The organism is Sphingomonas panacisoli (genome assembly GCF_007859635.1).
Classification (GTDB): domain Bacteria; phylum Pseudomonadota; class Alphaproteobacteria; order Sphingomonadales; family Sphingomonadaceae; genus Sphingomonas; species Sphingomonas panacisoli.
Genome location: NZ_CP042306.1, coordinates 2,015,005 through 2,040,677, shown reverse-complemented (window position 1 = coordinate 2,040,677; position 25,673 = coordinate 2,015,005). Strand labels below are relative to the sequence as shown.

Sequence of the window (25,673 nt, the reverse complement as noted above, 5' to 3'; positions counted from 1 at the left end):
ATCCTCTCGGTGTAATTATGCAGAAACAAAGATAAATGACATCGATAACAATCGCAATCGTTTTCGATAGGGCCTCGGATGCGTCGCCCGAGGATATCAGGATCTGCGTGTGTTTATGCGGGCCTGGATAGCGTGGCCGGCGTAGCAGGCGATCGCGATGACGCCGAAACAGATCAGTGCGATCCGGCCGTGGTCGTGGTCGAGCCAGTTGAGCGTGAAATAGCAGGCGAGCACGGCGAGGATCAGAAGAGGCGTCAGTGGGAATAGCGGTGCTCTGAATGTCCCGACGCCCGTCAATCGCCGCCACCGGCCGACGATCACCGCCAGCGTGACCGAAAGCGGGCTGAAGAGTTCCGCCGTGAGCAGCGTAAGCAGATTGCGTTGGCCGATGACCAGCATCGCCGCCGCGACCAGCGATAGCGCAAGCACCGCATAGACGGGCGATCCCGACTGCGGATGCAAGGCGGACAGCCGTACGTTTAGTCCGTGCGGCCAGATCTGATCGACGCCGGACGAGAAGAGGAAGCGGCTGAACGCGAGCATTCCCGCGATCAAATTGTTGAAGATGGCGAGGACGACGACTGTGAGCGCCACGGGCGCGACACGCGGGCCGAGCGCGGCGGCCAGGTACGTCCCGATCGGGCTGTCCGAGCCGAGCGTGGCTGGAAGGTCGCTCGCGCCCATCGACACCGCGAGCACTGCGCCCGCGACCAGCATGACGGTCACCACACCGGTGATGACGACGAGCTTGCCGATCGCTTGCGCGGGTCCCTTCATGTCCTCCGCGAAATACAGCGCGAGGCCCGCGCCCGAGCAGGCATAGGCGCCCGACAGGGTGGCGATCAGCATGGTTGCCACGGGCGTGGCCATCAGCCCGCCGGCCTTGTCGGGCAATACCGGCGTCAGCAGCACGTCGCCTACGCCGCGCGCGTGATCGAACACGCCGATCGCGACTAGCGCGCCGACCGCGACGAGTTCGATCATCAGCAGGATCGTGGCCACGCGCATGCTCGTCTTCAGCTTGGTGGCGGCGATGAGCGCAGCGGCTACGATCAGCACGAGCGCGATGATCGGCTTGGGCCAGGTCGGCGCATAGATGCCGATATAATTGGCCAGGCCGAGGGAAATGAACGCCAGCAGAGCGGGCGAGGTCACCAGCGTCAGGACGATGACCGCGAGCGCCCATCCGCGGCCGAGGATCGCATCGATGCCGGGGTAGATGCCGCCTGCGCGCGGATAGGCCGAGCCCAATTCCGCGTAGATCAGCGAGGCGAGCACCGCAACGGCACCGCCGATCAGCACCGCGAGTGCCGCGCCGGTCCCGGCGAGCTTGAGAATCTCCGACCCCGTCACGTAGACCGACGCCGCAGGCGATAGCGCCGATAGCGTCAGCCCGACGACCATCGCGCCGCTGAGAATGCGCGGCAATCGTCGATTAGCGCGGTCGTCGGCGGCCGCGCCCGGCTCCATATTATTGCTTGGCGTTGATCTGGACGCCGTTGGCGGCGAGCTGATCGACGATCTTCTGCGCGTTGGCGTTCCCGCCCTGCGCCAGCCGTTGCGTCCCGCGAGCCAGCGAATCGAGCTGCGCGTTGATGCGCTTGATCGTCTCGTCATTGCCGGCTTGCTGGCTGATCGCCTGCGACAATTTGCCGTTGGCTGCCCAGAGTTGAACGAGCTCACTCACCAGTAATATCGCCAGCGCTAGCTGCGTCAGGAGGAGCCCCCAACGACGGTCGGACAGCATGCTCATTTCGCATCCTTCTTGGCGTCACCGCTCTTGTCGTCGGTCTTGGCGGCGGAATCGGGCGCCTTGGCATTCGATTTGAAGGTGATGCCGTTTTCGGTCAACAATGCCTTGATCGCGGCGTCGTTATTGTCGGCCGCGGCGCTGGCCAGCATTCGGATCAGCGTAGAATTGACGTTGCCCGCCGCCTGCGCGCTCGCGAGCTTGGCCTGGCCGTCGGCGACCTGCTGTTGAAGGCTGCGGTTTTGGCTGGCGACCACGACGGTCATCACGACGAGGACAAGCACGAGCAATCCGCCGATCGCCGTCGTGCGGTCGAGCCAGTTCGGTGTTTCGGTGGACATGGAAGACCCCCCCTTCAAAATGCCACGACGCAGGGTAGGCATGTTGCGCCTACCCTGCGCAAGGGACTGCCTTACGCGGCGGTGCGCTGCGCGGTGCGCCGACGCATCGACCCGCCGATCAGGCCTAAGCCGAGGATCATCATCGTCCAGGTCGCGGGCTCGGGTACCGCGCCGGGATCGACCGGGCCGGTACCGGTCACCGTCGCGCGGACGGTGATGGTGATCGGCGTCAGCGCGAAGTCGTTGAGGCCCGCATACTGGCTGCGGCCGCTGAAGGTCAGCGTGTTGTTGTAGATACCCGCACCCAGCCCGGTATAGTTGAAGGTCAGCAGGTTGTTCGTGTCGGTGCTGCCCCCGGTCAGGCCCGAGAACGGCGTGTCCGCGAAGGTGTAGCCGGTGCTACCCGACGAGGCGAACAGGCCGGCCAGCATTTCCGAATAGGACTGGCCCAGATTGGCGTTGCGCACCCCGAGGTCGGTCGAGACCGATCCCGCCCCCGCGGCGAACGAGCCGAGGTCGAGGATGTAGTTCTGCGCCGATCCACTGAGCGTTCCCGTACCCGCAGCCTTGGTGATTTCCGCGATCGCCAGTTCGGTGACGGTGCCGACATAGTTGACTTGCTGCGCGGCGAGGGCGACCGGCGCGAGATCGGGGTCGGTCGAGGTGAAGTTGTGCCCAGGCGAACGTTGCCGACGTTGAGCGTGTTGCCGCTCAAGCCTGGTCCCGACAGATCCATCGTCGCGCTGGCGGCGAGGATCAGCCCGCTGCCGCTGACGTTGGAGTGCGCGACGAACGCATTGCCCGATCCGAAGTTCGCATTCTGATAGTCGCTGGTGACGGTGACGCTCCGGGCGCCCAGCGTCAGATTGCCGTTGTTGGTCAGAAACCCGGTGGTCGAGTCCGCTGCACCGCCCGAAATGTCGAGCGTCCCGCCGGCGTTCGAGCGCATCGTGCCGGTCGTGCCGGTGATGGTCCGCGTCGCCAGCGTCCCGCCGGCCGCCTCTACGGTGCCACTGTTGGTGATGTTGAACCCGATCGACCCGAACCCGGTCATCAGGCCGGTGTTGGTGCCGGCCGACGCCGTCGAGGTCAGCGCGCCGCCGCCGAGTTGGACGATGCCGTTATTGGTCAGGCTGCCCGACCCGCCGACGACGTTGAAGTCGCGACCGCCCAGGATGTTCAAGCGACCCGAGCGAGCAACCGTGGTCAGCGTGCTGTCGAGCGTCGTGTTCACGCCGGTGTTGAAGTTGGTGACGTTGAACACTGAATTCGCGCCGGACAGCGTGACGATGGTGTCGGTCGTCGCACCACCCGTGCCGATCGTCTCGATGCTGTTGGCTCCCGTGCCGCGCAACGACAGCGTGCTCGCCGCGCCGGTCGTCGATGAGACGTAGTTGCCCAGGCTGAGGACGTTGCCCGCCTGCAGGTTCGCTAGGTTGGCGTCGTTGTTCATCACGAACTGGCTGTCCGCGCCGATCGCGCCGATCGTACCGGTTGCGCTATTTTCGTAAAGGCCACCCTGGACCGACATCGTCTTGCCGTTGGCGGCCTGGATGGTGCCGGTGTTGAACAATCCGGCAATGCCGCTGGTGCCGAGCCCGCCGCTCACGCCGCCGCTGCCGCCGGCGACGTCGAGGTTCATCCCCGTGCCGGCATCGGCGGAAATCAGTCCGTTGTTGGTCAGGATGGAATTGTTGAATCCGATCTCGCCTGACCCCTGAACGGTCAGCCCCGACCCGAAGGTGAAGGCGCCGCCGAATTCGCCGATACGCGAATAGCCGGCCGAGCTGTCGAGGATGACGTTGCCGGTGCCGTTGATCGTCACGGCACCCGCACCCTCGGCGCGCAACCGCGTCGAGCCCGCCGTCGTCAGCGTGCCGTTGACCGTCAGCGTCCCGTTGATGAGGAGGTCGGAAGCGGCCCCCATCGTCAAGTTGCTGCCCGCGGTCAGCGTCGTGTTCTGCAGGAAGTATTGGCCCGACGCGTTGGTGATCAGACCGCCGGTGTTGGATGTCAGCGAACCGCCGATGATGCGCGCGTCGTTCTGCAGGATGACGGTGCCGTTGCCGACCGCCCGGATGATGCCCGTCGCATTGTCATAGTCGCCGCCGCCGATCGACAGCGTACCGCTGTTGGTCGCTTGCAGAATGGCCTTATTGATGAACGATACCGTGCCGTTGCCGCCGGCCGGATCGATCGCGAGCGTCGCGCCGGACACGTCCGCCGAGATCAACGCGCTGTTGGTGAAGCTCGCATTGTTGAATCCGATCTCGCCTTGGCCGTGGATCGTCAGGCCTGACGCGAGCGTGAAATTGCCGCCGAATTCGCCGATGCGCGAATAGGAGCCGGGCGCGCTGTTATCGAGGATGATGTCGCCGGTGCCGTTCAGCGTGACGGCGCCGGCGCTCTCGGCGCGCAGCCGCGTGCTGGCCGCCATCCGGAACGTGCCGTTGGTCGTCAGCGTGCCGTTGACGAGAACATCCGTGTTCGCGCCCATGACGAGGTTGCTGCCCGCCGCTAGTGTCGCGTTCTGCAGGAAGGACGTTCCGGCCGTTGTGATAGTGCCGCCCGTCGCCGTGCTCAGCGTGCCGCCGACAATGCGCGCGTCGTTGTTGATCTCGACCGTGCCGCCGTTGATCGCGCGCATGACGCCGGTTTGGTTGTCGTACAGGCCGCCGAGAATATGGACCGAGCTATTGTCGGCCAGAATCGTCCCGTTGTTGAGGAACCCGGCGTTGCCGCCCGCGCCCAGTCCGCCGCTGACGCCGCCATTGCCGCCGGCGCCGTCGATGTTCACGTTACTGCCCGCCGCGAAGGTGAACAAATTGTTGTTGGCGATCAGCGCGTTGTTGAAGCCGATCTCGCCCGATCCGGATACGTTCTGGTTCGATCCGAAGATGAAGGTCCCGCCGAACTCCCCGATCCGCGAGTAGACGCCGGGACCCGCATTCATCACGATATTGCCGGTGCCGTTGATCGTCACGACGCCGCCGCCTTCGGCACGCAGGCGCGTGCTCGCGCCCATGTTCAGCGTGCCGTTGTTGGTCAGGGTGCCGTTGATGATGATGTCGGAGTTCGCCCCCATGTTGAGCGGCGTTCCCGCGCTCAATGTCACGTTCTGCAGGAAGGACGTACCGCTGGTCGTGATGGTACCGCCCGTATTACCCGTCAGGGTCCCACCGATAATCCGTGCGTCATTGTTGATCAGCACGATGCCGCTGTTGGTCGCGCGAATGACGCCGGCATTATTGTCGTAGGCCCCACCGTCGAACCGCAGCGTGCCGCCGCCGGTCGCCTGCATGATTGCGGTGTTGACGAACGACGTGCTGCCGTTGTTGCCAGCGCTATCGACGACAAGCGTTCGTCCCGACGCATCCGCCGACACCAGCCCGTTGTTCGTGAAGCTCGCGTTGTTGAAGCCGAGCTCGCCGGCGCCGTGCACCGTCAGGCCTGCCGCGATCGTGAAGTTGCCGCCGAATTCGCCGATGCGCGCATAGCTGACCGAATTGTCGAGCAGAATGTCGCCCGTGCCGTTGAGCGTGACGTTCGCCGTCTCGGCGCGCAGACGCGTGGCCGCCGCCGTCGTCAGGGTGCCGTTGATCGTCAGCGCGCCGTTGACCAGGATATCCGAATTCGCGCCCATGACGAGGTTGCTGCCCGACATAACGGTCACGTTCTGCAGATAGGATGTGTTGCCGGGTGCGGTCGTCAGCATGCCGCCGGTGCTATTGCTGAGCGTCCCGCCGATGATGCGGGCGTCGTTGGCGATCGCGACGGTGCCGCCGTTGATCGCGCGGATGGTGCCCGCGCTGTTGTCGTAGCCGCCGCCGTCGAACCTGAGGATGCCGCCGCCGGTCGCTTGCATGATGCCGGTGTTGACGAACGACGTCGACCCATTGCCCCCGGCGGTATCGACGACCAATGTCGCGCCCGAAATGTCGGCCGACACCAATCCGGCGTTGCTGAACGTGCCTTGGCCGAACCCGAGTTCGCCCTGGCCGCGGATCGTCTGGCCCGACCCGAAGTTGAACGTGCCGCCGAACTCGCCGATGCGGGCATAGCCTCCGCTATTGTCGAGCGCGATCGTGCCGGTGCCGTCGATGTTGAGCGTGCCACCCGAGCGGAACCGCGCGTTTCCGCCGAAGGTGATCGTGCCGTTGTTCGTCAGCGTGCTGCCGACGATGAGGTCGGTCCCCGAAACGTTGAGCGTGTTGCCGCTGCCGAGCGTCAGCGTCGACGCCTGTCCGACCGCGCCGGTCAAGCTGACCGTGCCCCCCGCAATGGTGATGACCACGTCATCCGCGCCCGTGGGTACGACGCCGCAGCTCCAATTGCCGGTGGTCGCCCAGTTGCCGGCGGCGGTCAGCCAGCTGCACGTGGCTGCGTGGGCGGCGGATGGGAGTCCGGCCACCATGGCGAGACTGGTCGAAGCGAGAGCCAAACGGCGAAGCGCGAGCGAAGACATGAACTACCCCCTCATGAACCATACAATCGCCGATCGCCCCCACCGACTCGGGGGCGCACCGGCTCTCGAAGTTAACGATTGGTTAGGGTCGCTCGTCGGGGGCTCGCATCAGCCGTTTGTACTAAACGTACGATATTTTTTCGCTTTGCCCCAGATCGGGACAGGGCCTCCAGAGCATTCGCGGGATTGGCCGAACGATACCATTGCTATATATAAAGTTATCCTTGGGGGAGGGGCGACGCCGGACATGGGGCAAGCGGCCGAACTGATCGACCTGATCTACGATGCGCCGTTCACGCCCGGTGCGTGGAACGTCGCCATCGAGCAGCTGTGCGACGCGATCGGCGCCGAAACCGCGGTGACGACCGAACTCGATATCGTAACCGGAGAAGGTGCCGGCCAGCCGGTGCGGCAGGATCCGGCGGTGATGGAGGAATATCTTTCGCGCTGGGCGGCGGACAACCCGCTCGCGATCGTCGACGACCCGGTCCAGTATATGCGCGGCTGGCTGCCGACGATCGTGCGTGACGCCGAATGGATGGATCGCGACGAACTGCGCAAGACGCCCTATTTCAACGAATTCCTCGCCCGGCTCGGCGCCGAACAGAGTATGTTCCTACGGCTCGGGCTCGACGGCACGATGGTCTCGTCGATCAGCATCGCACGGCAGGAGGATCGGGGTGCGTTCAGCAAGGACGAGATCGCGATCGCGCGGCGATATCAACCGCATCTGGTGCGCGCCTCGGCGATTACGCGGCGGCTGCGCGTCGAACAGAATGCGCGCGACGATCTCGACGCGATGCTCGACACGACCGATCAGCGGCTGCTGTTCGTCGATCGCGCCGGACGTGTGCAGCGGATGACCGCGGCAGCGCGGCGATTCGTGTCGGAAGAGGGTGCGCTGGACATTACCGGCGGCCAGCTGCGAACCATGGACGCGGCGAGTGATGCCCACCTCCAGCGACTCTACGCGGCGGTGTTGGCGGGGAAGGAAATGCCGCCGGCGTTGACGCTGGGCCGTACCGGATCGACGCGGCGGTTTGCCGTCACGGTGTCGCCGGTCGGTGCGCGCAGCCGGGCGATGCTGAGCAGCGAACCGCTGATGCTGGTGTCGGTCAACGACGCACAACCGCCCGCACTGGGCGCGGAACTCGACGCGCGCGCGCGGTTCAATCTTACCGCTGCCGAAGGGCGACTGGCGACCGCGATCGCCGAGGGTCAGAGCCTACGCGAGGCCGCCGACCGGATCGGGGTGTCGGTTCATACCGTCCGTGCTCAGCTCAGCGCCGTCTTCGCCAAGACCGGCACGCGCCGTCAGGCCGACCTGGTCCGTTTGCTGCTCCACCGCTCCTGAGGCGTCCGACCTATCGCGACGGTTGTGATCGCGATACGAAAGGCCGGAGATGAGCAGTTTCGACGTCCTTATCGTTGGCGGCGGCCATGGCGGCGCGCAGGCGGCTATTGCGCTGCGTCAGGGCGGCTATAGCGGATCGATCGCGATCGTCGGCGACGAGCCCGATCCGCCGTACGAGCGGCCGCCGCTGTCGAAGGAGTATCTGTCGGGCGAAAAAGGTTCGACCGCATCCTGCCTGCGGCCGCTGGCGTTCTGGGTCGAGCGCGATGTGACGCTGCTGGCCGGGCGGCGAGTGGTGACGGTCGATCCTGCCGCGCATCGGGTAACGACGGCGTACGGCGGGGAAATCGGCTACGGCAAATTGATCTGGGCGGCGGGCGGCACGCCTCGGCGATTGGCCTGCGCCGGACACGATTTGACCGGCATCCACACCATGCGCAACCGCGCCGATGCCGATCGTATGATCGCCGAATTGCCCGACGTCCGGCGCGCCGTCGTGATCGGCGGCGGCTATATCGGGCTGGAAGCCGCGGCCGTGCTGACCAAGGCGGGGAAGGAGGTCGTACTGATCGAAGCGCTCGATCGCGTGCTGGCCCGGGTCGCCGGCGAACCGCTGTCCCGGTTCTTCGAAAGGGAGCACCGCGCGCACGGCGTCGATATCCGGCTCGGCGCGGCGGTCGATCGCATCGAAGGCGAGGGCGGCCACGTCACCGGTGTGCACCTGACCGACGGCGCGGTGATCGCGGCCGACATGGTTGTGGTCGGGATCGGTATCCTGCCGGAGGTCTCGTCCTTGGCCGACGCTGGCGCGGTGACCGGCAACGGCGTGGTCGTCGACGATGCGTGTCGCACCACGCTGCCCGACATCTACGCGATCGGCGACTGCGCTGCGCATCCCAACGGCTACGCCCAAGGCGCGGTCATCCGCCTCGAATCGGTGCAGAATGCGCACGACCAGGCAAGCGTCGTCGCGAAACAGATACTCGGCGAGGATGTGCGCTACGACGCGGTGCCGTGGTTCTGGTCGAACCAATACGACCTCAAGCTCCAGACCATCGGTCTGTCCACCGGCCACGACCAAACGGTGGTCCGCGGCGACCCGGTGACGCGCAAGTTCAGCGTCGTCTATCTGCGCGACGGGCGCGTCATCGCGTTCGACTGCGTCAACATGGTTCGCGATTACGTCCAGGGACGCCGACTGGTCGTCGAGGGCCTGTCCGTCGATCCTGCAAAACTCGCGGACCCCGAGGTCGTTTTGAAGGACCTTTGACGCGCGCATCCTGTTGCTGCGGCGGGCATTCGACTGCTTCAGATATTGACTAGCGAATGAATTAATATCTTAATGGCTCTGAACGGATCGCGGGCACTGCTCGACGAACCGCGCCAAGGGAGATGAGCCTGATGCAGTTACGTTCGTTGCTCGCGATGTCGGTCGCGCTTGCCGCTGTCATGCCGGCGGCGGCGAAGGGGCCGTCGGCTCAGGTCAAGATCGATACCGGCACGCTGGCGGGTGCGGCCGAAGGCAAGTTGCTGGTGTTCAAGGGCATTCCCTATGCCGCGCCGCCGGTCGGTCCGTTGCGCTGGAAAGCGCCGCAGCCCGCGCCGAAATGGACCGGCGTTCGCGACGCGAACAAATTCGGTTTCGCCTGCCCGCAGGACGACGCGCATACGGAACCCTGGGCGCAGGTCGGGCCCAAGAGCGAGGACTGCCTGTTCCTCAACGTCTGGCGCCCGGCCAAGCCTGGCAAATATCCCGTCATGCTGTGGATTCATGGCGGCGGCTTCACGTACGGTGCGGCGGGCGTGCCGCTGTACGACGGCACGGCGCTGGCGAACCGCGGCGCGGTGATCGTTACGATCAATTATCGCATGGGCCGGCTCGGCTTCTTCGCGCATCCCGGGCTGACCAAGGAAGACCCGAACGGACTGCTCGGCAATTACGGGATCATGGACCAGATCGCGGCGTTGCAATGGGTGAAGCGCAACATTGCGAACTTCGGCGGCGACGCTGGTAACGTCACGATCTTCGGCGAGTCGGCAGGGGCGGGGTCGGTGCAGATCCTGATGAGCTCGCCGGCGTCGCGCGGACTGTTCCAGAAAGCGATTTCAGAATCCGGCGCCGGCGGCAGCGTGCTGCCCCCGATCCGCGGCGGCGCGATCAATGCCGAGATGCTGGGCACGATGTGGACCAACAGCCTGGGCCTGAAGGATGCGACCGCCGACCAGCTCCGCGCGATCCCGCTCGCCGATGTCATCAAGAACGGCCGCTCGTTCCCGTTCATCGACGGCAAGGTCGTGACGCGCAGTCCGGGCGACCCGTTCTACCGCGGCGAGCAGATGAAGATCCCGCTGATGATCGGCGGCAATTCGAACGAATCGAGCCTGGGCGGCATGACCGAGCCGGCGGCGAAGGGTTTGTTGGGCGAGCAATTCGGTCCGTTGCTCGACGGCTATATCGCAATGACGGGCAAGCCGCGCGACAAGGCGGTGATCGATCTTGCCGAGGATGTCGGCTTCGTGCTGCCGTCGTTCGCGATTGCCGACAAGCAGGCGGCGGTGAATCCCAACACGTACGTCTATTATTTCGATCAGGTGCCGGTCGATCAGCGCGCCGGCGCTGCGGGAACCGATCATGGCGGCGAGGTCGAATATGTGTTCGGGACCAAGCCGGTCGAGCACGCTTGGGACGCGCGCGACGCCGAAGTGTCGAAGCTGATGGGCGATTACTGGGTCAACTTCGCGCGCACCGGCAACCCGAACGGTGGGGGTGCACCGAACTGGCCCGCGGTCACGTCCCTGCCGACGACGTATCTCTACGTCGGCCCGAAGACGCAGCCGCGTCGACTCACCCCGATCCAGGAGCAGGCGAAGGCGGCGACGATGGCCTTTTCGGTCAGCAAATGGGCGACGATCACGGTTCGCTGATCCGCAACTCCACGCGATAGGAAAAGCACATGATCATCACTCCGACACGCCGCCAGGTCGTCGCCGGCGCCGCAGGATTGCTCGCCACCGGCGCCGCCGGAGCGATGCCGCTTCCCGCCCGACGCCGTGCGCCCAAGGGATTCCTGTGGGGTACCGCGATTTCCGCGCACCAGAGCGAGGGGGGCAATACGAACTCCGACAGCTGGCTGCTCGAAACCAACACGCCGACCGCGTTCAAGGACCCGTCGGGCGATGCGTGCGACAGCTACAATCGGTACAAGGAAGACCTGGATATCGCCGCGAGCCTGGGTCTCAATTGCTATCGCTTCGGGATCGAATGGGCACGGATCGAGCCCGCGCCCGGCATGTTCTCCGAGGCTGCGCTCGACCATTACGTTCAGGTGCTGGAGGCGTGCCACGCGCGCAAGCTGCTGCCGATGGTTACCTTCAACCACTTCACCGTGCCGTTGTGGTTCGCAATGCGCGGCGGGTTCGAAGTGGCGGACGGGGCCGATCTGTTCGCGCGCTTCTGTGGGCGCGCGACCGAAAAGCTGGGACCGCTGATCGGCATGGCGACCACGTTCAACGAAGCCAACATTCTTGGCCTGCGCCGGGTCCTGCCGCGCTTCGCGAGCGACGCAGCGGCGGAGAACGCTCGCAATATGATTGCGGCGGCGCGGCGGCGGACCAATTCGCCGCAATTCTCCTCGATGCTGTTCGGCGATCCGGACAAGATCGACCCGGTCATGCTCGATGCCCATGCCAAGGGCTATGCCGCGATCAAGGCGGCGCGTTCCGATTTGCCGGTCGGCGTCACGTTGTCGATGCAGGAGATCCAGGGCGTCGGCCCGAACAACCGCGCCAAGGAAGCCGAAGCGACGATGTACGGCGGCTGGATCGACGCGGCGCGCAAGTCGGACTTTATCGGCGTCCAGACCTATTCGCGGCTGCGGATCGGCGACAAGGGGCTGCTGCCGCCCGACGGTAGCGTCCCGGTGACCGATATGGGCTACGAGAACTACCCGCACGCCATCGGCGCCTGTCTGCGCTACGCCGCCGAGCATGTCGGCAAGCCGGTTTATCTGACCGAAACCGGCATCGGCACGACTGACGATGCGGCGCGGGTGAAGTTCATCGAGGCGACGATCGCCGAGGTCGCGAAGTGCATCGACGACGGCATCGACGTGAAGGGTTACCTCTATTGGTCGCTGCTCGATAATTTCGAGTGGACGTCAGGCTATGCGAAGAAATTCGGCCTGGTCGAAGTCGATCGCACGACATTCAAGCGGACGTTGAAACCCAGCGCGCGCTATTTCGCCTCGCGCGTGAAGGCTAACCTGTTGTGAAGCCGAAGCGGCGCTGGTGGCGGATCGCGCTGAAGTCGCTCGCGGCGATCCTGGTCGTCTTGATCGTCGCCTTCTGGGCGATCGGCGGGTTTGATCTGATCGCGAGCATGCATGGTCCATCGACGCCGTTCGCCGAAGCGAAGGCGCCGCCAGCACCGGACTATGCCAAGCCCGCCGCGTGGCTGGCGTTTCCCGGGCGCAACGGGCTCGAGCGCTCGACCCCGCCGGGCATGACACCGATCGATGAGGCTCAGGCGCCGGTCGACGTCTTCTTCGTGCATCCGACCACGTTCAAGGGCAGCGCGGTGTGGAACGCGCCGTTCGATGCGGACGACAAGGCCGCGCCGCTCAACCCACCGGTGCTGCTCGACCAGGTCAGCGTGTTCAACGGATGCTGCCGAATGTACGCGCCGCGCTATCGCCAGGCGTCGCTCGCGGCGCTGAAGGAACCCAAGGCGATGGCGATCGCGTTCGACGATGTCGTCGCGGCGTTCCGTTACTACATCAAATATCTCAACAAGGGCCGCCCGTTCATCATCGCCTCGCACAGCCAGGGGACGTTCCATGCGATTCATCTGCTGCAACAGGAAATCCTTAGTACGCCGCTCAAGTCACATCTTGTCGCGGCGTATCTGATCGGCGGCTACACGCCCGATACGTTCGGCGAACTGGGGCTGCCGATTTGCGATAACGCGACGCAGACGGGATGCGTCGTGTCCTACAATACCAGCCAGACCGGACGCAGCGGCGCGCGGATGATTGTCGATGGCAAGAATTATTGGTGGCGCGGCACGTTCGTGACCAACGGCAAGCCCAATTCGATTTGCGTGAACCCGCTCAACTGGAAGCAACAGGGCGCGGCACCGGCGAGTGCCAATGCCGGCAGCCTGCCGTTCCCGGTCGCGCCATTCGGGACCACGGCCAAGCCGCTGCCCACGCTGGCTCGCAACCTGAGCGGCGCGGAATGCAAGAACAGTCTGCTCGAAATCGATGTGCCGTGGGGCGCGCCATCGGGCTTCACCGACAAGCTCAGCTGGATCTTCGGCAGCTATCACCTCAACGACTACGGCATCTTCTACGACGCCCTTCGCCGCAACGCGATCGATCGAGCGAAGGCATGGATCGCGGCTAACCCGCCTATCGCGCCGCGCTGAAGCCTCTAAAACGACTCGATGACTAGCGAACGGATCGTCATCGAAATCATCGGTTGGGGCGGCATGCTGCTGATCCTCGCCGCCTATGTCCTGTTGTCGACCGGACGGATCGACGGGCGGTCACGCGCCTATCAGTGGATGAACGTGGTCGGTGCGGCCTGCTTCATCGTCAACAGCGGCTATAACGGCGCGATTCCGTCGGCGACGCTGAATGTGGCGTGGGCGGGGATCGGCCTATACACGTTGTGGCGCGTGCGACGGCGCGCGGTCGAGGAGTAGGGATATGAAGATTTTCGCGACAGCCGCCGCCATCGCCTGCGCGATCGCGTTGCCGACCGTATTCCTGTCCGTCGCCGAAGCGGCGATGGTCAAGACTTTCCCGGTTACGCTGGTCGCGAACGGGCTAATCGTCGCGGGGCCGGGCGGACAGGCGCCGCAGACCGCGCGGTTCGGCATGGTGCGCGCGGCGGCCATCAAGATCGTGTCGGCGGGGCTCGGCGCGCCGACCAAGACCGGCGTCTATCCCGAATGTGGCAGCGGTCACGCGATCGGCTACGCCAAGTTTCGCGGCGGCATCGAACTGTCGTTCGTCGGCGGCGAGCTCGTCGGCTGGACGCTCGAAGATGGCGGGAGCCAGAATTACCGGATGGCCAATGGCGTCGGGATCGGCACCAACGTGACGACGCTCCAGCGATTGCTGCCCAAGGTGTTCGTCGATCCCGGCAACGAAGAAGGGGGCGGGCTCGGGCCGGGGTTCACGCTGGACGACGGTCCGAACGGCTGGCTCGACGGGAACAAGCCGACGTCCAAGGTCACGTCGATGTATTCCGGTGAAACCTGCATCGTGGAGTGAGTGCGTGCTGACCTTTTACGGGATCCCCAATTGCGACACCGTCAAGAAGGCGCGAGCGTGGCTTGATGCGCGCGGTACGAGCTACGCGTTTCACGATTACAAAAAGGCGGGCGTGGACGAGGCGTCGCTGCGGCGATGGGTCGGGGCGCTAGGGTGGGAAACGGTACTCAACCGTGCCGGCACGACGTTCCGCAAGTTGTCCGACGCCGACCGCGCCGATCTGGATGCGGGCAAGGCGATTACGCTGATGTTGGCACAGCCGTCGATGATCAAGCGGCCGATCCTGGAAGGCGACGGGGTCCTGCTCGCGGGGTTCAAGCCCGACGCTTGGGAAGCGGCGCTCGGCTAGGCTTGCCATCGCTTTGTCCCCGGCGCAGTCTCGCGTCATCAATCGCTTGGGGAGGGGTGACATGGCGACAGGCGTAAAACCACCGGCCTGGTTCTGGATCGTGGCGATCGTGCTCGTGCTGTGGGGCGCGATGGGGTGTTGGGCATGGTATATGCAGTTCACGCTGGGCGCAGCCGCCATGGGGCCAGTCGATGACTGGTCGCTCAAATATTATGCCGCGCTGCCGAGCTGGTACAACTACGTCTATGCCGTGTCGGTATTCGGCGGTCTGTTGGGCGCGCTGGCGCTGTTGTTGAAAGAACGGCGGGCCATCATCCTGTTCTGGATATCGCTGCTCGGGGTTATCGTCATGTTCGGCTACGCCTTCGCGGCGACCGATTTGATTGCGCACAAGGGCGCCGCGGCCACCGTGCCGTTCCCGGCCTTCATTGCGGCGGTGGCGATATTCCAGATCTGGTTCGCCGGGATGGCTGCGCGCAAGGGCTGGATCGGCGCGCGCTAGGCCGGGAGTGGGGTCACCCCTCCCACCGGAACACCTCGTCGAGCGGTTTGCCGAACACCTGCGCGATGCGGAACGCGGCTTCCAGCGTCGGGGAGTATTTCCCCGCCTCGATCGCGGCGACCGTCTGGCGCGTCAGGCCGATCCGCTCGCCGAGTTCGGCCTGCGTCATCTCGCCGGCCATGAAGCGCAGCAGGCGGATCTGATTGACCACGCGGCCGGGGGGCGGCTTGGCCATGTCCTCAGCTCCCGGTCCGATAGCCGATCGCCTTCGTCCCGAAGCGCACCGCTTCTCCCAGGATGAAAACGCCGATGAGCGCGAAGATGACGTTCACGCCGCGCAGACCCACATGCATCCACACGATCACCGCGACGATCGCGAGCAAGACGACGAAATAGGCGACCCCGCTCGCGCGCTGGCCGAGCATCCGGTCGCGCTCGTCGGGCGGCGCTGCGGCGTCGCCGGGCGCCATTAACGCGGCAATCGCCGCCGTTGCCGCCATCATCGCGGCCTGCGCGACGGTCGCGGCGATGAACAGCCAGAACAGCAGCATGTCGTGAGTCGCGCTGACCGTCAGCTTGTAAATCACCACCGCGAAGTAGCTGCCCCATACCAGCAGCGTCGTCACGAACGCGGCCCACACGATCTTTTCCCGGAACGCCACAATCGTCTCCATGTGATGTTTAACAAACGCAATGTTAAAAATATCATACATTTAGTCAAGAGTGTTTTGCACTTGATCCGCTGTGTGCTGGCACGCGCCGATGTCCGGCGTTACAGCGCCCCTATGTCCACGACCTTCACCATCGACACGTCGACCAGCCGCGCCAACCCAACCCCGGCGCCGATGAAGCGGCTGACCGTGCCGGCGATCCAGCGGCGCAAGGTCGAGGGGAAGACCGAAGAGCCGCTGGTGATGCTGACCGCCTATACCGTGCGGATGGCGCAGTTGCTCGACCCGCACTGCGACATCCTGCTGGTCGGCGATTCGCTGGGGCAGGTGGTTTATGGCCTGCCGTCGACCCTGCCGGTGACGCTCGACATGATGGTCGCGCATGGCGCCGCCGTGGTTCGGGGCAGTTATCACGCGGTCGTGGTCGTCGATATGCCGTTCGGCACCTATGAAGGCTCGCCCGAACAGGCGTTCGCCAGCGCAAGCCGGCTGCTGGCCGAAACGGGCTGCGCCGCGATCAAGATGGAAGGCGGCGCGGCGATGGCGCCGACGATCAAGTTCCTGACCGAGCGCGGTGTCCCCGTGATGGCGCATGTCGGCCTGACCCCGCAGGCGATCAATGCGCTGGGCGGCTATGGCGCGCGCGGACGGGGCCAAGAGGAAGAGGCGAAGATCGCGTCCGACGCCAAGGCGGTCGCTGACGCCGGCGCGTTCGCGGTCGTCGTCGAAGGCGTGGTCGAACCACTCGCGCGCAAGATCACCGAGACCAGCGACATTCCCGTCATCGGCATCGGCGCGTCGGCGGCGTGCGACGGCCAGGTGCTGGTGGCCGAGGATATGCTGGGTCTGTTCGAGCGGACGCCACGGTTCGTGAAGCGTTTCGACGATATGGCCGGGCGGATCAGCGATGCCGCATCGCGTTACGCGGCAGAAGTTCGCGCGCGTACTTTTCCCGGCGAAGAACAGGTCTATTTGCCGAAGCCCTAAGCCTCGTTGCGTTTCGGGCGTGCGCCGCTAAGGTCCGCCACCAAATTCCCACCACAATCGGAGCCTACCACCTTGGCCGTGCCGCCGAAAACCGATGAAGCTTTCCTGCGTGAGGTCGATGAGGAGTTGCGCCGCGACCAGATCGTCGGCGTGTGGACGAACCATGGCCGCTTGATCCTGGGCGCGATCGGCGCCGGATTGCTGATCTTCGCCGCGGTGCTGGGCTGGCGCTATTGGAGCAATAGCAAGGCCGAAGGGCAGGCGGTCAAGCTGCAGACCGCGCTCGATTCGATCGCCGCGAACAAGCCGGCCGAAGCGTCGGCGGCGCTGACCGACCTCGATACGTCGGGCGCGCCCGGCTACAGCGCGGTTGCTCGGATGACCGAGGCCAACCAGCTGTTCAATGCCGGCAAGACCAAGGAGGCCGCGGCCAAGTTCGCCGCGATTGCCGGCGATACCGCGCTCGGCAAGCCGGCTCGCGACTATGCGTTGATCCGCCAGACCAGCATCGAGTTCGACGGTCTCGCCCCGCAGATCATCATCGACCGGCTCAAGCCCTTGGCGGCCGCGGACTCGGCGTGGCTGGGTAGCGCCGGCGAGATGGTGGCGATGGCGTATCTGCGCCTCAACAAACCGAACGAGGCCCGCGCGATGTTCAAGAAGATCGCCGGGACCGAAACCGTGCCCGAATCGATCCGTCAACGTGCGGTTCAAGGGATGGATGCTGTGGACGTCGGCACGACCGACCAGAAGGGCAAGTAGAAGCATGGCGAGCAAGTTGCGTGTGCCGATCGCGGTGCTGGCGTTGACCGCACTGGCGGGTTGCGGCGTGTTCAAGGGCGGCGGGAAGAAGACCCCGACGGTCGGCGAGCGCATCCCGATCCTGGTGTCCGAGAGCGACGCGAAACTCGACCCGGCGATTGCAGGCCTGCAGGTCCTGTTGCCCAATCCCGAAGTCAACGGCGAGTGGGCGCAATCGGGCGGCAACGCGGCCAAGTCGATGGGGCATCTGGCGCTGGCCGGAACGGTATCGCGCGCCTGGGGCGTGACGATCTCGGCGGGATCGAACCGCTCGCGGTTGGCGAGCGCGCCAGTCATTGCGGGCGGCAAACTCTACGTGGTCGATATCGACGCGCAGCTCCACGCATATGATGCGGCCAACGGCTCGCCGCTATGGAACGTGCCGATCGCCAAGGGCGACGAGAACAAGCCGGCGCGGTTCGGCGGCGGCGCGAGCGTCGATAGCGGACGCGTGTACGCGACCGACGGGCTGGGCGATGTCGTCGCGTTCGATGCCGGGACCGGCGCCGAAGTGTGGCGCGTCAAGCCGGGCGGACCGCTGCGTGGTGCACCGACCGTGGACGGCGATCAGCTCTACGTCCTGAGCCAGGACAACCAGCTGTTCGCGCTGGCGACCGCCGATGGCGCGCAAAAGTGGAATTCGTCGGGCAGCCTGGAAACGCAGGGCGTGTTCGGCGTCGCGGCACCGGCCTCGGCGCGCAGCACGATCGTCGCCGGCTTCTCGTCGGGCGAACTCAACGCCTATCGCTACGAGAACGGCCGCACGTTGTGGGGCGACGCGCTGTCGCGGACAAGCATCACGACCAGCGTGTCGAGCCTGTCGGACATCGACGCCGATCCGGTCATCGACGGCAATCAGGTCTACGCGCTCGGCCAAGGCGGTCGCATGATCGCCGCCGACCTCGCCAGCGGGCAGCGCATCTGGGAACAGAATTTCGCAGGCATCTCGACGCCGTGGCTCGCGGGCGAGTGGATTTTCGTCGTGACCGACGAGAGCAAGGTCTATTGCCTGCAGCGTTCGACCGGCAAGGTGCGCTGGATCAGCCAGCTCCGCGCATTTAAGGTCGAAAAGAAGAAAAAGAAGAAGGATCCGCTGACTTGGTACGGCCCGGTGCTGGCCGGCAACCGGCTGGTGCTGACCAATTCGCTCGGCGAAGTGACGTTCCTGTCGCCCGCCGACGGCGCGATCGGTCAGGTGATCGACAACAAGGAAGGCTTCGGCCTCGGCCCCGTGGTCGCCAACAACGTGCTCTACACCCTCGATGTGCGGGGGCGCTTGACCGCGTACCGCTGAGGACCATCGCTCGCTGACGGGGGGGGCGTGACGTCGTGTCCCGTCCCCGCTACACGCGGCCGATGCCCTTACCCACCGTTGCCATTATCGGCCGACCCAATGTCGGCAAGTCGACGCTGTTCAATCGCCTCGTCGGCAAGAAGCTGGCGCTGGTCGACGACCAGCCCGGGGTGACGCGCGATCGGCGCGAAGGCGATGCGTCGCTGATCGGGCTCGACTTCCGCGTCATCGATACGGCGGGGTACGAAGACCTCGACGCCGCGACCTTGCCCGGCCGGATGCGTCAACAGACCGAAGCCGCGGTGGCGATGGCGGATGTCGCGTTGTTCCTGTTCGATTCCCGCGCCGGGATCGTCCCGCTCGACGAAGAGATTGCGCGGTGGCTCCGCGGGTCGGCGACGCCGGTGATCCTGATCGCCAACAAAGCCGAGGGCAAAGCGGGGGAAGCGGGCATCCTCGATTCGCTGTCGCTCGGCTTCGGCGATCCGGTACAGATCTCGGCCGAACACGGCGAGGGCATGGGCGACCTGTTCGAAGCGTTGTTGCCGCACATCCCCGAGCCAGTCGAAGAATTCGAGGCCGATGACGACAGCCCCGACGCGCCGCTCAAGCTCGCGATCGTCGGCCGGCCGAACGCGGGCAAATCGACGCTGATCAACCGCATGCTCGGCGAAGACCGCCTGATCACGGGGCCCGAAGCGGGCATCACCCGCGATTCGATCGCGGTCGATTGGGTATGGAACGACCCCAAGAGCGGCCCACGCGACGTCCGGCTGATCGACACCGCGGGCATGCGCAAGCGCGCCAAGGTGCAGGACAAATTGGAGAAACTGTCGGTCGCCGATGCATTGCGCGCGGTCGATTTCGCCGAGGTGGTCGTCCTGCTGCTCGACGCGACGCTGGGGCTGGAGGCGCAGGACCTGCGCATCGCCGATCGCGTGCTGGAGGAAGGCCGCGCGCTGATCATCGCGCTCAACAAATGGGACGTCGCCGAAAACGCTTCCTCGCTGTTCAACGGCGTCAAGAAAGCGCTCGAGGACGGCCTGAGCCAGGTTAAGGGCGTCACCGTCATCACCGTGTCAGCGGCGACGGGGAAGGGCGTCGATCAATTAATCGGCGCGGCGTTCGAGACGCGAGAGGCCTGGTCGCGCCGCGTCGGCACCGGCGAGCTGAACCGCTGGTTCGAACGCGCGATCGAAGCCAATCCGCCGCCCGCGCCCGGCGGCAAGCGCGTGAAGATGCGCTACGTCACCCAGGTCAAGACGCGCCCCCCCAGCTTCGTCATTTTCGGGACGCGCGTCGATCAATTGCCGGCAAGTTACGAACGCTATCTGGTCAATTCGATGCGGCGCGATCTGGGTTTCGGCGCGGTGCCGGTCAGGTTGACGTTCCGGGCGCCGAAGAACCCGTTCGACCGCGACAAGAAATGATGATCGCGGAAACGAAGTACCGACAAGCACTTAGATCGTAATTCCGGACCTTTCGTCAACGCATCGTTTACTCCCCTGCGTTACAACACCCGGTATGGGCAGTGCGAAGCACGGCACCGTTGGAGGTTGATGGTGACGATGGGCGGTGACCAGTTGATCGATTGGACCGCGTTTCAGGCGGCGCGAAGCGAGCTTGGCGCAGGGTTTGTGCGCATCCTGGGATATTTCCGTGAAGACGGCACCAAGTCGGTGGCGGCGATCGAGGACGCGATGCGCAACGGCAATGCCGCCGCGCTCGTCCTGCCGGCGCACACGCTGAAGGGCGAATCGCGCCAGTTCGGCGCGGAGCCGCTGTCGCACCTCGCCGAAGAGATCGAGCATATCGCGCGCCAGTGCGTGGAAACGCGCGACGCACCCGACCAAGCGCTGGAGCATGTCGTCAAACTGCGCCCCTGTTTCGAAGCGACGCTGACGATGCTCGAGCGGGAGGCCAATCCGCTGGTCGAGCGCCGTCCGCAATTTGGGCGCCGCGCGGGCTAAACGTCATTCCGGCGCGGCAAAGCCGCGCCGTCGGTCCTCGCTATGCGAGGCCGGCCGAGGCTGACCGCGCGACGCGGATTAGCGTGGCTAATCCACTCGGTCAGCCGTCCCCTTCTTCGGCCTTCGCGTTCAACTGAACGTAATTTTCGATGCCCATCCGCTCGATCATCTCGAACTGGCGTTCGAGCGTATCGACATGCTCTTCCTCGCTGTCGAGGATGCGGCGGAACAGGTCGCGGCTGACGTAATCGCGCACCTTTTCGCAATGCTCGATCGCATCGCGGAGCAGGGGCAGCGCCTCCATCTCGAGCTCGAGATCGGCCTTGAGCACTTCCTCGACCGTCTCGCCGATGCGCAACCGCCCGAGCAGCTGGAAGTTGGGCAGGCCGTCGAGGAACAGGATGCGCTCCGACAGCCAGTCGGCATGCTTCATCTCGTCGATCGATTCGTGGCGCTCGAACTCGGCGAGCTTCTTGACGCCCCAATGGTCGAACAACCGGTAGTGCAACCAATATTGGTTGATCGCGGTCAGCTCGTTCTTGAGCGCCGTGTTGAGGAATTCGATGACCTTGGGGTCGCCCTTCATGATGCCCGCCTATTGCTATGGATGGCGGACATCATAGAGCCGACCGCCGCATCGCGACAGTCCCAAAAATGGCGGATTTCTGCGGGTTTCAGCGGCTGCGAACGCTACGCAGCAGCACGTTCCTCGTCGATAATGGCTCGCGCGAACGGCACGCACTGACCGCATTTGGGCTGCATGCCCATCGCGCGATAGGCTTGGCACGCGGTCATCGATCCCGAGCGAGCGGCTTCGCGCACTTCGCGTTCACGGATCGCATTGCAGACGCATACCATCATGAGAACGATTATCCCTCTCGCCCGTTACGATGGAGTTAGCGTTAGTGAGAGTGATTCGCAAGACTATTGCGAGGCGTTTGCAATTTCTTGGCGGCGGCGGAAGGGTTGGAGCTTAAAGCGCGCCGCGCTGCGCCACAGCCATTCGAACGGCCCGTAGGCGAATCGGTCGAGCCAGGGTTCCGACCACGCGAGCATGACCGCCCACATCGCCGCGACGACGATCAGGCACTGCCAGCGCTGAAGATAGCCGTACCAGCCGAAGCCGTAGCCGTTGAAGAACAGCGTCAGCACGATGCTGGTGCCCAGATAGTTGGAGAACGCCATGCGCCCGGTCGCGGCGAGACGATCGGCGAGCCATGCGACCCGGCCGGACCGGACGAACAGGATGACCAGCGCGGCATAGCCGAGGCTAAGCAGCGGACGCAGCACGGTGAGTTGGATCGCCTCGGTCGCGGTCATTGTGAGCGGCGACCATCGCGTCGCGCTGAGCCAATCGACCAACGGGATATAGCACGTCCACAATACAGGTACGCTCGCCGCCGCCAGCCAATAGGCGCGGCGCGACCATGCGCCCGAGAAGAACCCCCAGCGAAACAGCGCCATGCCGATCAGCATCAGCGCCAGCGTATCGACGAACGCGATGCGGTTGATCACCGTCTGAAAGAAGATGGCGGTTTCCGTCCGCGATTTCAGTGCGTCGGCGTAGCTGCCGCGATATGCCGCGACTTCCTTTGCCGCGGCGTCGGGCGATGGCGCGGTCGCCCGTTCGAACGCGCGCCAATCGGCCGCCTGGGCATAATCCGCACCGCGCGCGGCGGCGACCCGGCCGCTGTCCAGATGATACCAGGCGCTAAGTCCGTCCGCCGCCTTGAGGCCGAGCAAAGCGATACCGATCAGCAACAAAACTCGCGGTTTCGCGCGCCAGCCAACGAACGCGATCATGCCGGTCAGCGCGTAGAGGACCAGGATGTCCCCGGCCCAGATCAGATAGGCGTGAACCATGCCGAAAACGATCAAGGTCGCCATCCGCGCGTAATGCACCCGTACCGGGCTTTCGTCGTTCGCGACCGCGCGCTCGGCGATCAACACAGTCGATGCGCCGAACATCATCGTGAACAGTCCGCGCATCTTGCCGTCGCCGACAGCGTAGGCGATCGCCCAGACCCACCAGTTCGCGCCGGTCGCTCCACCGTAATGGCTCGGGTCGATCTCGGCATAATCGGGCATCGCGAGCCCGTTGATGTTGAGCAGCAGGATGCCCATCACCGCGACTCCGCGCACTGCGTCGAGTGTCCGCAGGCGCGGCGCGGCGTCGGTCACTTCCGCGCGAACCACGCGATCGGCAGGCCGACCAGCACGATATGGCTGAAGAATTGCTCAGCAAGGCCCAGCGGCTTGAACGGATGGAAGCCGTACCGCATCGGCAGCACAACCAAGCTCATTATCGCCCACAGACCGATGCCGTACCCGATCCCCGCCATCACCCAACGCGTCTTGAGCACCGGCAGGCGATCCGCGACGATCACGAAGAACGCCACCATCACGGCCATGATCGCGAAGTGGATGCCGAGCCCGGCCAGCGCGATTTCCGACCCGCCCTTGACCGCGTCGTCGCCCAGCACCGCGCTTGCCAGGCCCTTGAGCATGTTAATCGGCTGCTTGCCGGCGATCAGTGTGTAGACCACCGCCGACAGGATATCGAGCGTGCCCGCGACCAACGTCGCCGTGACCACGCGGCGCGAAACCGACTGTCCCATAGTCCCTCCCTTGAGCGGCGCAGTTTCGCCACAGGTGGAACAACCTAAGCCGATCCTCGCAGCGGACAAGACTAGGCGATCGTGTCGCCCATCAGCGCGGGGAAGAATCCTTCGTGCGCGGCGCGCAGGTCGGTGAGCGGCACGCACCAATCGCCCTCGTCGAGTTCGAAGATCAGCCGGTCCTTGATCGTCCGCCCGATCGGATCGGCGGGGACGTCGGCCGCGGCCGCGTCCGCGAGGAATTCGGCGAGGTGGTCGTCGGGTACTGTCACTAGATACAGGCCTTGGTCCTCGCCGAAGAACGAGCCGGCGACGCCGAACGGCTGCGCTTCATTGATCATTGCACCAATGCCCGATGCCAGCGCCATTTCGGCGAGCGCGACAGCCATCCCGCCGTCGGACACGTCATGGCACGCGCTGATTGCGCCCTTGGCGATACAACTGCGGACGAAATCGCCGGTGCGGCGTTCGGCGCGCAGATCGACCGGGGGCGGCGGGCCTTCCTCGCGGCCGTGGATTTCGCGTAGCCATATCGACTGGCCGAGATGGCCGCTGCGTTCGCCGACCGCGATGATCGCGTCGCCGGTGTTCTTGAAGCCGATAGTGATGGATTTCGACCAGTCGTCGAGCAGCCCGACGCCGCCGATCGCGGGCGTGGGCAGGATCGCCGATCCGCCACCGGTCGCCTTGCTTTCGTTGTAGAGCGACACGTTGCCCGACACGATCGGGAAGTCGAGCGCGACGCACGCCTCACTCATCCCCTCCAGGCAACCGACGACCTGGCCCATGATTTCGGGCCGCTGCGGATTGGCGAAGTTGAGGCAATTGGTGACGGCGAGCGGCTTCGCACCGACTGCGGAGAGATTGCGCCAGGCCTCTGCAATCGCTTGCTTTCCGCCCTCGACGGGATCGGCGAAACAGTAACGCGGGGTGCAGTCAGTGGTGATCGCCAGGCCCTTTTGCGTGCCGTGGACGCGTACCACCGCGGCGTCGCCGCCGGGGCGCTGCACGGTGTCGGCGCCGACCTGCTGGTCGTATTGCTCCCAGATCCAGCGCCGGCTGGCAATGTCCGGCGAGCCCATCAGCTTGAGTAGATCGGCGGCGAGGTCGGCCGTTTCCGGCTCGTCGCTCAGCTCGGCCGGCTTGGGCGTCGGGACGTGCGGGCGATCGTAGAGCGGCGCTTCGTCGGCCAGCGGGGCGAGAGGGATATCGGCGACGACATTACCCTGCCATTTCAGAATCATGCGACCGGTATCGGTCACCGTGCCGATCACCGCGAAGTCGAGTTCCCATTTGCGGAAGATCGCTTCGGCAAACGCCTCGCGGCCAGGCTTCAGCACCATGAGCATGCGCTCCTGGCTCTCCGACAGCATCATTTCGTACGGCGTCATGCCGGTCTCGCGCTGCGGCACGTCGTCCATGATCAGTTCGATCCCGACGCCGCCCTTCGATGCCATCTCGACCGAGGAGGACGTGAGGCCGGCCGCGCCCATGTCCTGGATCGCGACGATCGCGTCGGACGCCATCAGTTCGAGGCATGCTTCGATCAGCAATTTCTCGGTGAACGGGTCGCCGACCTGGACGGTGGGGCGCTTTTCGTCGCTGTCCTCGCCGAAATCCGCCGACGCCATCGTCGCGCCGTGGATGCCGTCGCGCCCCGTCTTGGAGCCGACATAGACGATCGGATTGCCGACGCCCGACGCGGCCGAATAGAAGATCTTGTCGGTCTGCGCGACGCCGACGGTCATCGCATTGACCAGGATGTTGCCGTCATAGGCGCTGTGGAAATTCACTTCACCGCCGACGGTCGGCACGCCCACGCAGTTGCCGTAGCCGCCGATGCCGTGAACGACGCCCGCGATCAGGTGGCGCATCTTGGGGTGATCGGGCGATCCGAAACGCAGCGCGTTGAGATTCGCGACCGGCCGCGCGCCCATCGTGAACACGTCGCGCAGGATGCCGCCGACTCCGGTCGCGGCGCCCTGATAGGGTTCGATGTAGCTGGGGTGGTTATGCGACTCCATCTTGAAGATCGCCGCCTGGCCGTCGCCGATATCGATCACGCCGGCATTCTCACCCGGGCCGCAGATCACCCACGGCGCCGTCGTCGGCAGCTTTTTCAAATGGATACGGCTGGATTTGTAGGAGCAGTGTTCGGACCACATCACCGAAAAGATGCCGAGTTCCGTCAGGTTCGGCTCGCGCCCCATCGCGTGCAGGACGCGGTCATATTCCTCGGGGGACAAGCCGTGCTCGGCGACGATCTCGGGAGTGATTCCGCTCATGCCTCGCG

Annotated in this window: 25 protein-coding genes and 1 pseudogene; 14 read left to right on the top strand and 12 right to left on the bottom strand. The window is 65.0% G+C overall.

The window, feature by feature from the left end:
• Positions 1-96 precede the first annotated feature (96 nt).
• The 5 genes and pseudogenes from FPZ24_RS10455 to FPZ24_RS10440 form a co-directional block, all read right to left on the bottom strand.
• Positions 97-1,470, bottom strand: coding sequence for an APC family permease (locus FPZ24_RS10455; protein WP_186728739.1), 1,374 nt, complete (start codon positions 1,468-1,470; stop codon positions 97-99).
• Position 1,471: 1 nt separating this feature from the next.
• Positions 1,472-1,687 carry a hypothetical protein gene (locus FPZ24_RS17190; protein WP_186728737.1) on the bottom strand — a complete coding sequence of 72 codons (216 nt, stop codon included), beginning with the start codon at positions 1,685-1,687 and terminating at the stop codon, positions 1,472-1,474.
• Positions 1,688-1,749: 62 nt separating this feature from the next.
• Positions 1,750-2,091 carry a hypothetical protein gene (locus FPZ24_RS10450; protein WP_146571752.1) on the bottom strand — a complete coding sequence of 114 codons (342 nt, stop codon included), beginning with the start codon at positions 2,089-2,091 and terminating at the stop codon, positions 1,750-1,752.
• Between the two features lie 71 nt (positions 2,092-2,162).
• Positions 2,163-2,264: pseudogene (locus FPZ24_RS17950) on the bottom strand (PEPxxWA-CTERM sorting domain-containing protein); the annotation flags it as partial.
• Positions 2,265-2,449: 185 nt separating this feature from the next.
• Positions 2,450-6,556 carry a beta strand repeat-containing protein gene (locus FPZ24_RS10440; protein WP_186728735.1) on the bottom strand — a complete coding sequence of 1,369 codons (4,107 nt, stop codon included), beginning with the start codon at positions 6,554-6,556 and terminating at the stop codon, positions 2,450-2,452.
• Positions 6,557-6,803: 247 nt separating this feature from the next.
• On the opposite strand from FPZ24_RS10440, the gene FPZ24_RS10435 reads away from it, so the two are divergent.
• The 9 genes from FPZ24_RS10435 (at position 6,804) to FPZ24_RS10395 (ending at position 15,039) form a co-directional block, all read left to right on the top strand.
• On the top strand, positions 6,804-7,910 hold the full coding sequence (locus FPZ24_RS10435; protein ID WP_146571746.1) for a helix-turn-helix transcriptional regulator: 1,107 nt from the start codon (positions 6,804-6,806) through the stop codon (positions 7,908-7,910).
• A 49-nt stretch (positions 7,911-7,959) separates the two neighbouring features.
• The gene (locus FPZ24_RS10430; RefSeq protein WP_146571744.1) at positions 7,960-9,180 is read left to right on the top strand and encodes an NAD(P)/FAD-dependent oxidoreductase; all 1,221 of its coding nucleotides are present in this window, start codon (positions 7,960-7,962) and stop codon (positions 9,178-9,180) included.
• Between the two features lie 131 nt (positions 9,181-9,311).
• Entirely contained in the window at positions 9,312-10,835 is a 1,524-nt protein-coding gene (locus FPZ24_RS10425; RefSeq protein WP_186728733.1) for a carboxylesterase/lipase family protein, read from the top strand.
• A 29-nt stretch (positions 10,836-10,864) separates the two neighbouring features.
• The gene (locus FPZ24_RS10420; RefSeq protein WP_240047418.1) at positions 10,865-12,181 is read left to right on the top strand and encodes a glycoside hydrolase family 1 protein; all 1,317 of its coding nucleotides are present in this window, start codon (positions 10,865-10,867) and stop codon (positions 12,179-12,181) included.
• The gene (locus FPZ24_RS10415; protein WP_146571740.1) at positions 12,178-13,335 is read left to right on the top strand and encodes a DUF3089 domain-containing protein; all 1,158 of its coding nucleotides are present in this window, start codon (positions 12,178-12,180) and stop codon (positions 13,333-13,335) included. Before FPZ24_RS10420 ends, FPZ24_RS10415 begins: the two co-directional genes overlap by 4 nt.
• Before the next feature lie 18 nt (positions 13,336-13,353).
• Entirely contained in the window at positions 13,354-13,614 is a 261-nt protein-coding gene (locus FPZ24_RS10410) for a CBU_0592 family membrane protein (protein ID WP_146571738.1), read from the top strand.
• 4 nt (positions 13,615-13,618) lie between these two features.
• Positions 13,619-14,188, top strand: coding sequence for a hypothetical protein (locus tag FPZ24_RS10405; protein ID WP_146571736.1), 570 nt, complete (start codon positions 13,619-13,621; stop codon positions 14,186-14,188).
• Positions 14,189-14,192: 4 nt separating this feature from the next.
• Positions 14,193-14,537 carry an ArsC family reductase gene (locus tag FPZ24_RS10400; protein WP_146571734.1) on the top strand — a complete coding sequence of 115 codons (345 nt, stop codon included), beginning with the start codon at positions 14,193-14,195 and terminating at the stop codon, positions 14,535-14,537.
• Between the two features lie 61 nt (positions 14,538-14,598).
• Positions 14,599-15,039 carry a hypothetical protein gene (locus FPZ24_RS10395; protein ID WP_146571731.1) on the top strand — a complete coding sequence of 147 codons (441 nt, stop codon included), beginning with the start codon at positions 14,599-14,601 and terminating at the stop codon, positions 15,037-15,039.
• Between the two features lie 13 nt (positions 15,040-15,052).
• On the opposite strand, the gene FPZ24_RS10390 is transcribed toward FPZ24_RS10395, so the two are convergent.
• Both FPZ24_RS10390 and FPZ24_RS10385 read right to left on the bottom strand, forming a co-directional pair.
• The gene (locus tag FPZ24_RS10390; protein ID WP_146571729.1) at positions 15,053-15,274 is read right to left on the bottom strand and encodes a helix-turn-helix transcriptional regulator; all 222 of its coding nucleotides are present in this window, start codon (positions 15,272-15,274) and stop codon (positions 15,053-15,055) included.
• Between the two features lie 4 nt (positions 15,275-15,278).
• The gene (locus FPZ24_RS10385; protein ID WP_146571727.1) at positions 15,279-15,701 is read right to left on the bottom strand and encodes a hypothetical protein; all 423 of its coding nucleotides are present in this window, start codon (positions 15,699-15,701) and stop codon (positions 15,279-15,281) included.
• Between the two features lie 123 nt (positions 15,702-15,824).
• Between FPZ24_RS10385 and panB the strand changes: the two genes are divergently transcribed.
• The 5 genes from panB (at position 15,825) to FPZ24_RS10360 (ending at position 20,762) form a co-directional block, all read left to right on the top strand.
• Complete coding sequence (gene panB, locus FPZ24_RS10380; protein ID WP_146571725.1) at positions 15,825-16,697, top strand: 3-methyl-2-oxobutanoate hydroxymethyltransferase; 873 nt, start codon at positions 15,825-15,827, stop codon at positions 16,695-16,697.
• 78 nt (positions 16,698-16,775) lie between these two features.
• Complete coding sequence (locus FPZ24_RS10375) at positions 16,776-17,459, top strand: tetratricopeptide repeat protein (RefSeq protein WP_240047700.1); 684 nt, start codon at positions 16,776-16,778, stop codon at positions 17,457-17,459.
• A gap of 4 nt (positions 17,460-17,463) precedes the next feature.
• On the top strand, positions 17,464-18,792 hold the full coding sequence (locus tag FPZ24_RS10370) for an outer membrane protein assembly factor BamB family protein (protein WP_146571721.1): 1,329 nt from the start codon (positions 17,464-17,466) through the stop codon (positions 18,790-18,792).
• A 62-nt stretch (positions 18,793-18,854) separates the two neighbouring features.
• Positions 18,855-20,222, top strand: coding sequence for a ribosome biogenesis GTPase Der (gene der, locus FPZ24_RS10365; protein WP_146574370.1), 1,368 nt, complete (start codon positions 18,855-18,857; stop codon positions 20,220-20,222).
• A 138-nt stretch (positions 20,223-20,360) separates the two neighbouring features.
• The gene (locus tag FPZ24_RS10360) at positions 20,361-20,762 is read left to right on the top strand and encodes an Hpt domain-containing protein (RefSeq protein ID WP_146574368.1); all 402 of its coding nucleotides are present in this window, start codon (positions 20,361-20,363) and stop codon (positions 20,760-20,762) included.
• Positions 20,763-20,862: 100 nt separating this feature from the next.
• Here FPZ24_RS10360 and bfr read toward each other — a convergent pair whose 3' ends face one another.
• From bfr to purL, 5 genes are all read right to left on the bottom strand, one after another.
• Positions 20,863-21,348, bottom strand: a complete 486-nt coding sequence (bfr, locus tag FPZ24_RS10355; RefSeq protein ID WP_146571718.1) for a bacterioferritin — start codon at positions 21,346-21,348, stop codon at positions 20,863-20,865.
• 104 nt (positions 21,349-21,452) lie between these two features.
• The gene (locus tag FPZ24_RS10350; RefSeq protein WP_146571715.1) at positions 21,453-21,623 is read right to left on the bottom strand and encodes a (2Fe-2S)-binding protein; all 171 of its coding nucleotides are present in this window, start codon (positions 21,621-21,623) and stop codon (positions 21,453-21,455) included.
• A 63-nt stretch (positions 21,624-21,686) separates the two neighbouring features.
• A complete protein-coding gene (locus FPZ24_RS10345; RefSeq protein ID WP_146571713.1) occupies positions 21,687-22,943 on the bottom strand; it encodes a DUF418 domain-containing protein in 1,257 nt (418 codons plus the stop codon).
• A complete protein-coding gene (locus FPZ24_RS10340) occupies positions 22,940-23,380 on the bottom strand; it encodes a hypothetical protein (RefSeq protein WP_146571711.1) in 441 nt (146 codons plus the stop codon). The genes FPZ24_RS10345 and FPZ24_RS10340 overlap by 4 nt, the downstream gene beginning before the upstream one ends.
• Before the next feature lie 71 nt (positions 23,381-23,451).
• Complete coding sequence (gene purL, locus FPZ24_RS10335; protein WP_146571709.1) at positions 23,452-25,665, bottom strand: phosphoribosylformylglycinamidine synthase subunit PurL; 2,214 nt, start codon at positions 25,663-25,665, stop codon at positions 23,452-23,454.
• Between the last annotated feature and the right edge of the window lie 8 nt (positions 25,666-25,673).

Excerpts from the sequence above, each read along its gene's own strand:
- FPZ24_RS10455 (WP_186728739.1), bottom strand. The coding sequence starts at position 1,470 with ATGGAGCCGGGCGCGGCCGCCGACGACCGCGCTAATCGACGATTGCCG.
- FPZ24_RS10450 (WP_146571752.1), bottom strand. The coding sequence starts at position 2,091 with ATGTCCACCGAAACACCGAACTGGCTCGACCGCACGACGGCGATCGGC.
- FPZ24_RS10440 (WP_186728735.1), bottom strand. The coding sequence starts at position 6,556 with ATGTCTTCGCTCGCGCTTCGCCGTTTGGCTCTCGCTTCGACCAGTCTC.
- FPZ24_RS10435 (WP_146571746.1), top strand. The coding sequence starts at position 6,804 with ATGGGGCAAGCGGCCGAACTGATCGACCTGATCTACGATGCGCCGTTC.
- FPZ24_RS10430 (WP_146571744.1), top strand. The coding sequence starts at position 7,960 with ATGAGCAGTTTCGACGTCCTTATCGTTGGCGGCGGCCATGGCGGCGCG.
- FPZ24_RS10425 (WP_186728733.1), top strand. The coding sequence starts at position 9,312 with ATGCAGTTACGTTCGTTGCTCGCGATGTCGGTCGCGCTTGCCGCTGTC.
- FPZ24_RS10420 (WP_240047418.1), top strand. The coding sequence starts at position 10,865 with ATGATCATCACTCCGACACGCCGCCAGGTCGTCGCCGGCGCCGCAGGA.
- FPZ24_RS10410 (WP_146571738.1), top strand. The coding sequence starts at position 13,354 with ATGACTAGCGAACGGATCGTCATCGAAATCATCGGTTGGGGCGGCATG.
- FPZ24_RS10405 (WP_146571736.1), top strand. The coding sequence starts at position 13,619 with ATGAAGATTTTCGCGACAGCCGCCGCCATCGCCTGCGCGATCGCGTTG.
- FPZ24_RS10395 (WP_146571731.1), top strand. The coding sequence starts at position 14,599 with ATGGCGACAGGCGTAAAACCACCGGCCTGGTTCTGGATCGTGGCGATC.
- FPZ24_RS10390 (WP_146571729.1), bottom strand. The coding sequence starts at position 15,274 with ATGGCCAAGCCGCCCCCCGGCCGCGTGGTCAATCAGATCCGCCTGCTG.
- panB (WP_146571725.1), top strand. The coding sequence starts at position 15,825 with ATGTCCACGACCTTCACCATCGACACGTCGACCAGCCGCGCCAACCCA.
- FPZ24_RS10370 (WP_146571721.1), top strand. The coding sequence starts at position 17,464 with ATGGCGAGCAAGTTGCGTGTGCCGATCGCGGTGCTGGCGTTGACCGCA.
- der (WP_146574370.1), top strand. The coding sequence starts at position 18,855 with ATGCCCTTACCCACCGTTGCCATTATCGGCCGACCCAATGTCGGCAAG.
- FPZ24_RS10360 (WP_146574368.1), top strand. The coding sequence starts at position 20,361 with ATGGGCGGTGACCAGTTGATCGATTGGACCGCGTTTCAGGCGGCGCGA.
- bfr (WP_146571718.1), bottom strand. The coding sequence starts at position 21,348 with ATGAAGGGCGACCCCAAGGTCATCGAATTCCTCAACACGGCGCTCAAG.
- FPZ24_RS10350 (WP_146571715.1), bottom strand. The coding sequence starts at position 21,623 with ATGATGGTATGCGTCTGCAATGCGATCCGTGAACGCGAAGTGCGCGAA.
- FPZ24_RS10340 (WP_146571711.1), bottom strand. The coding sequence starts at position 23,380 with ATGGGACAGTCGGTTTCGCGCCGCGTGGTCACGGCGACGTTGGTCGCG.
- purL (WP_146571709.1), bottom strand. The coding sequence starts at position 25,665 with ATGAGCGGAATCACTCCCGAGATCGTCGCCGAGCACGGCTTGTCCCCC.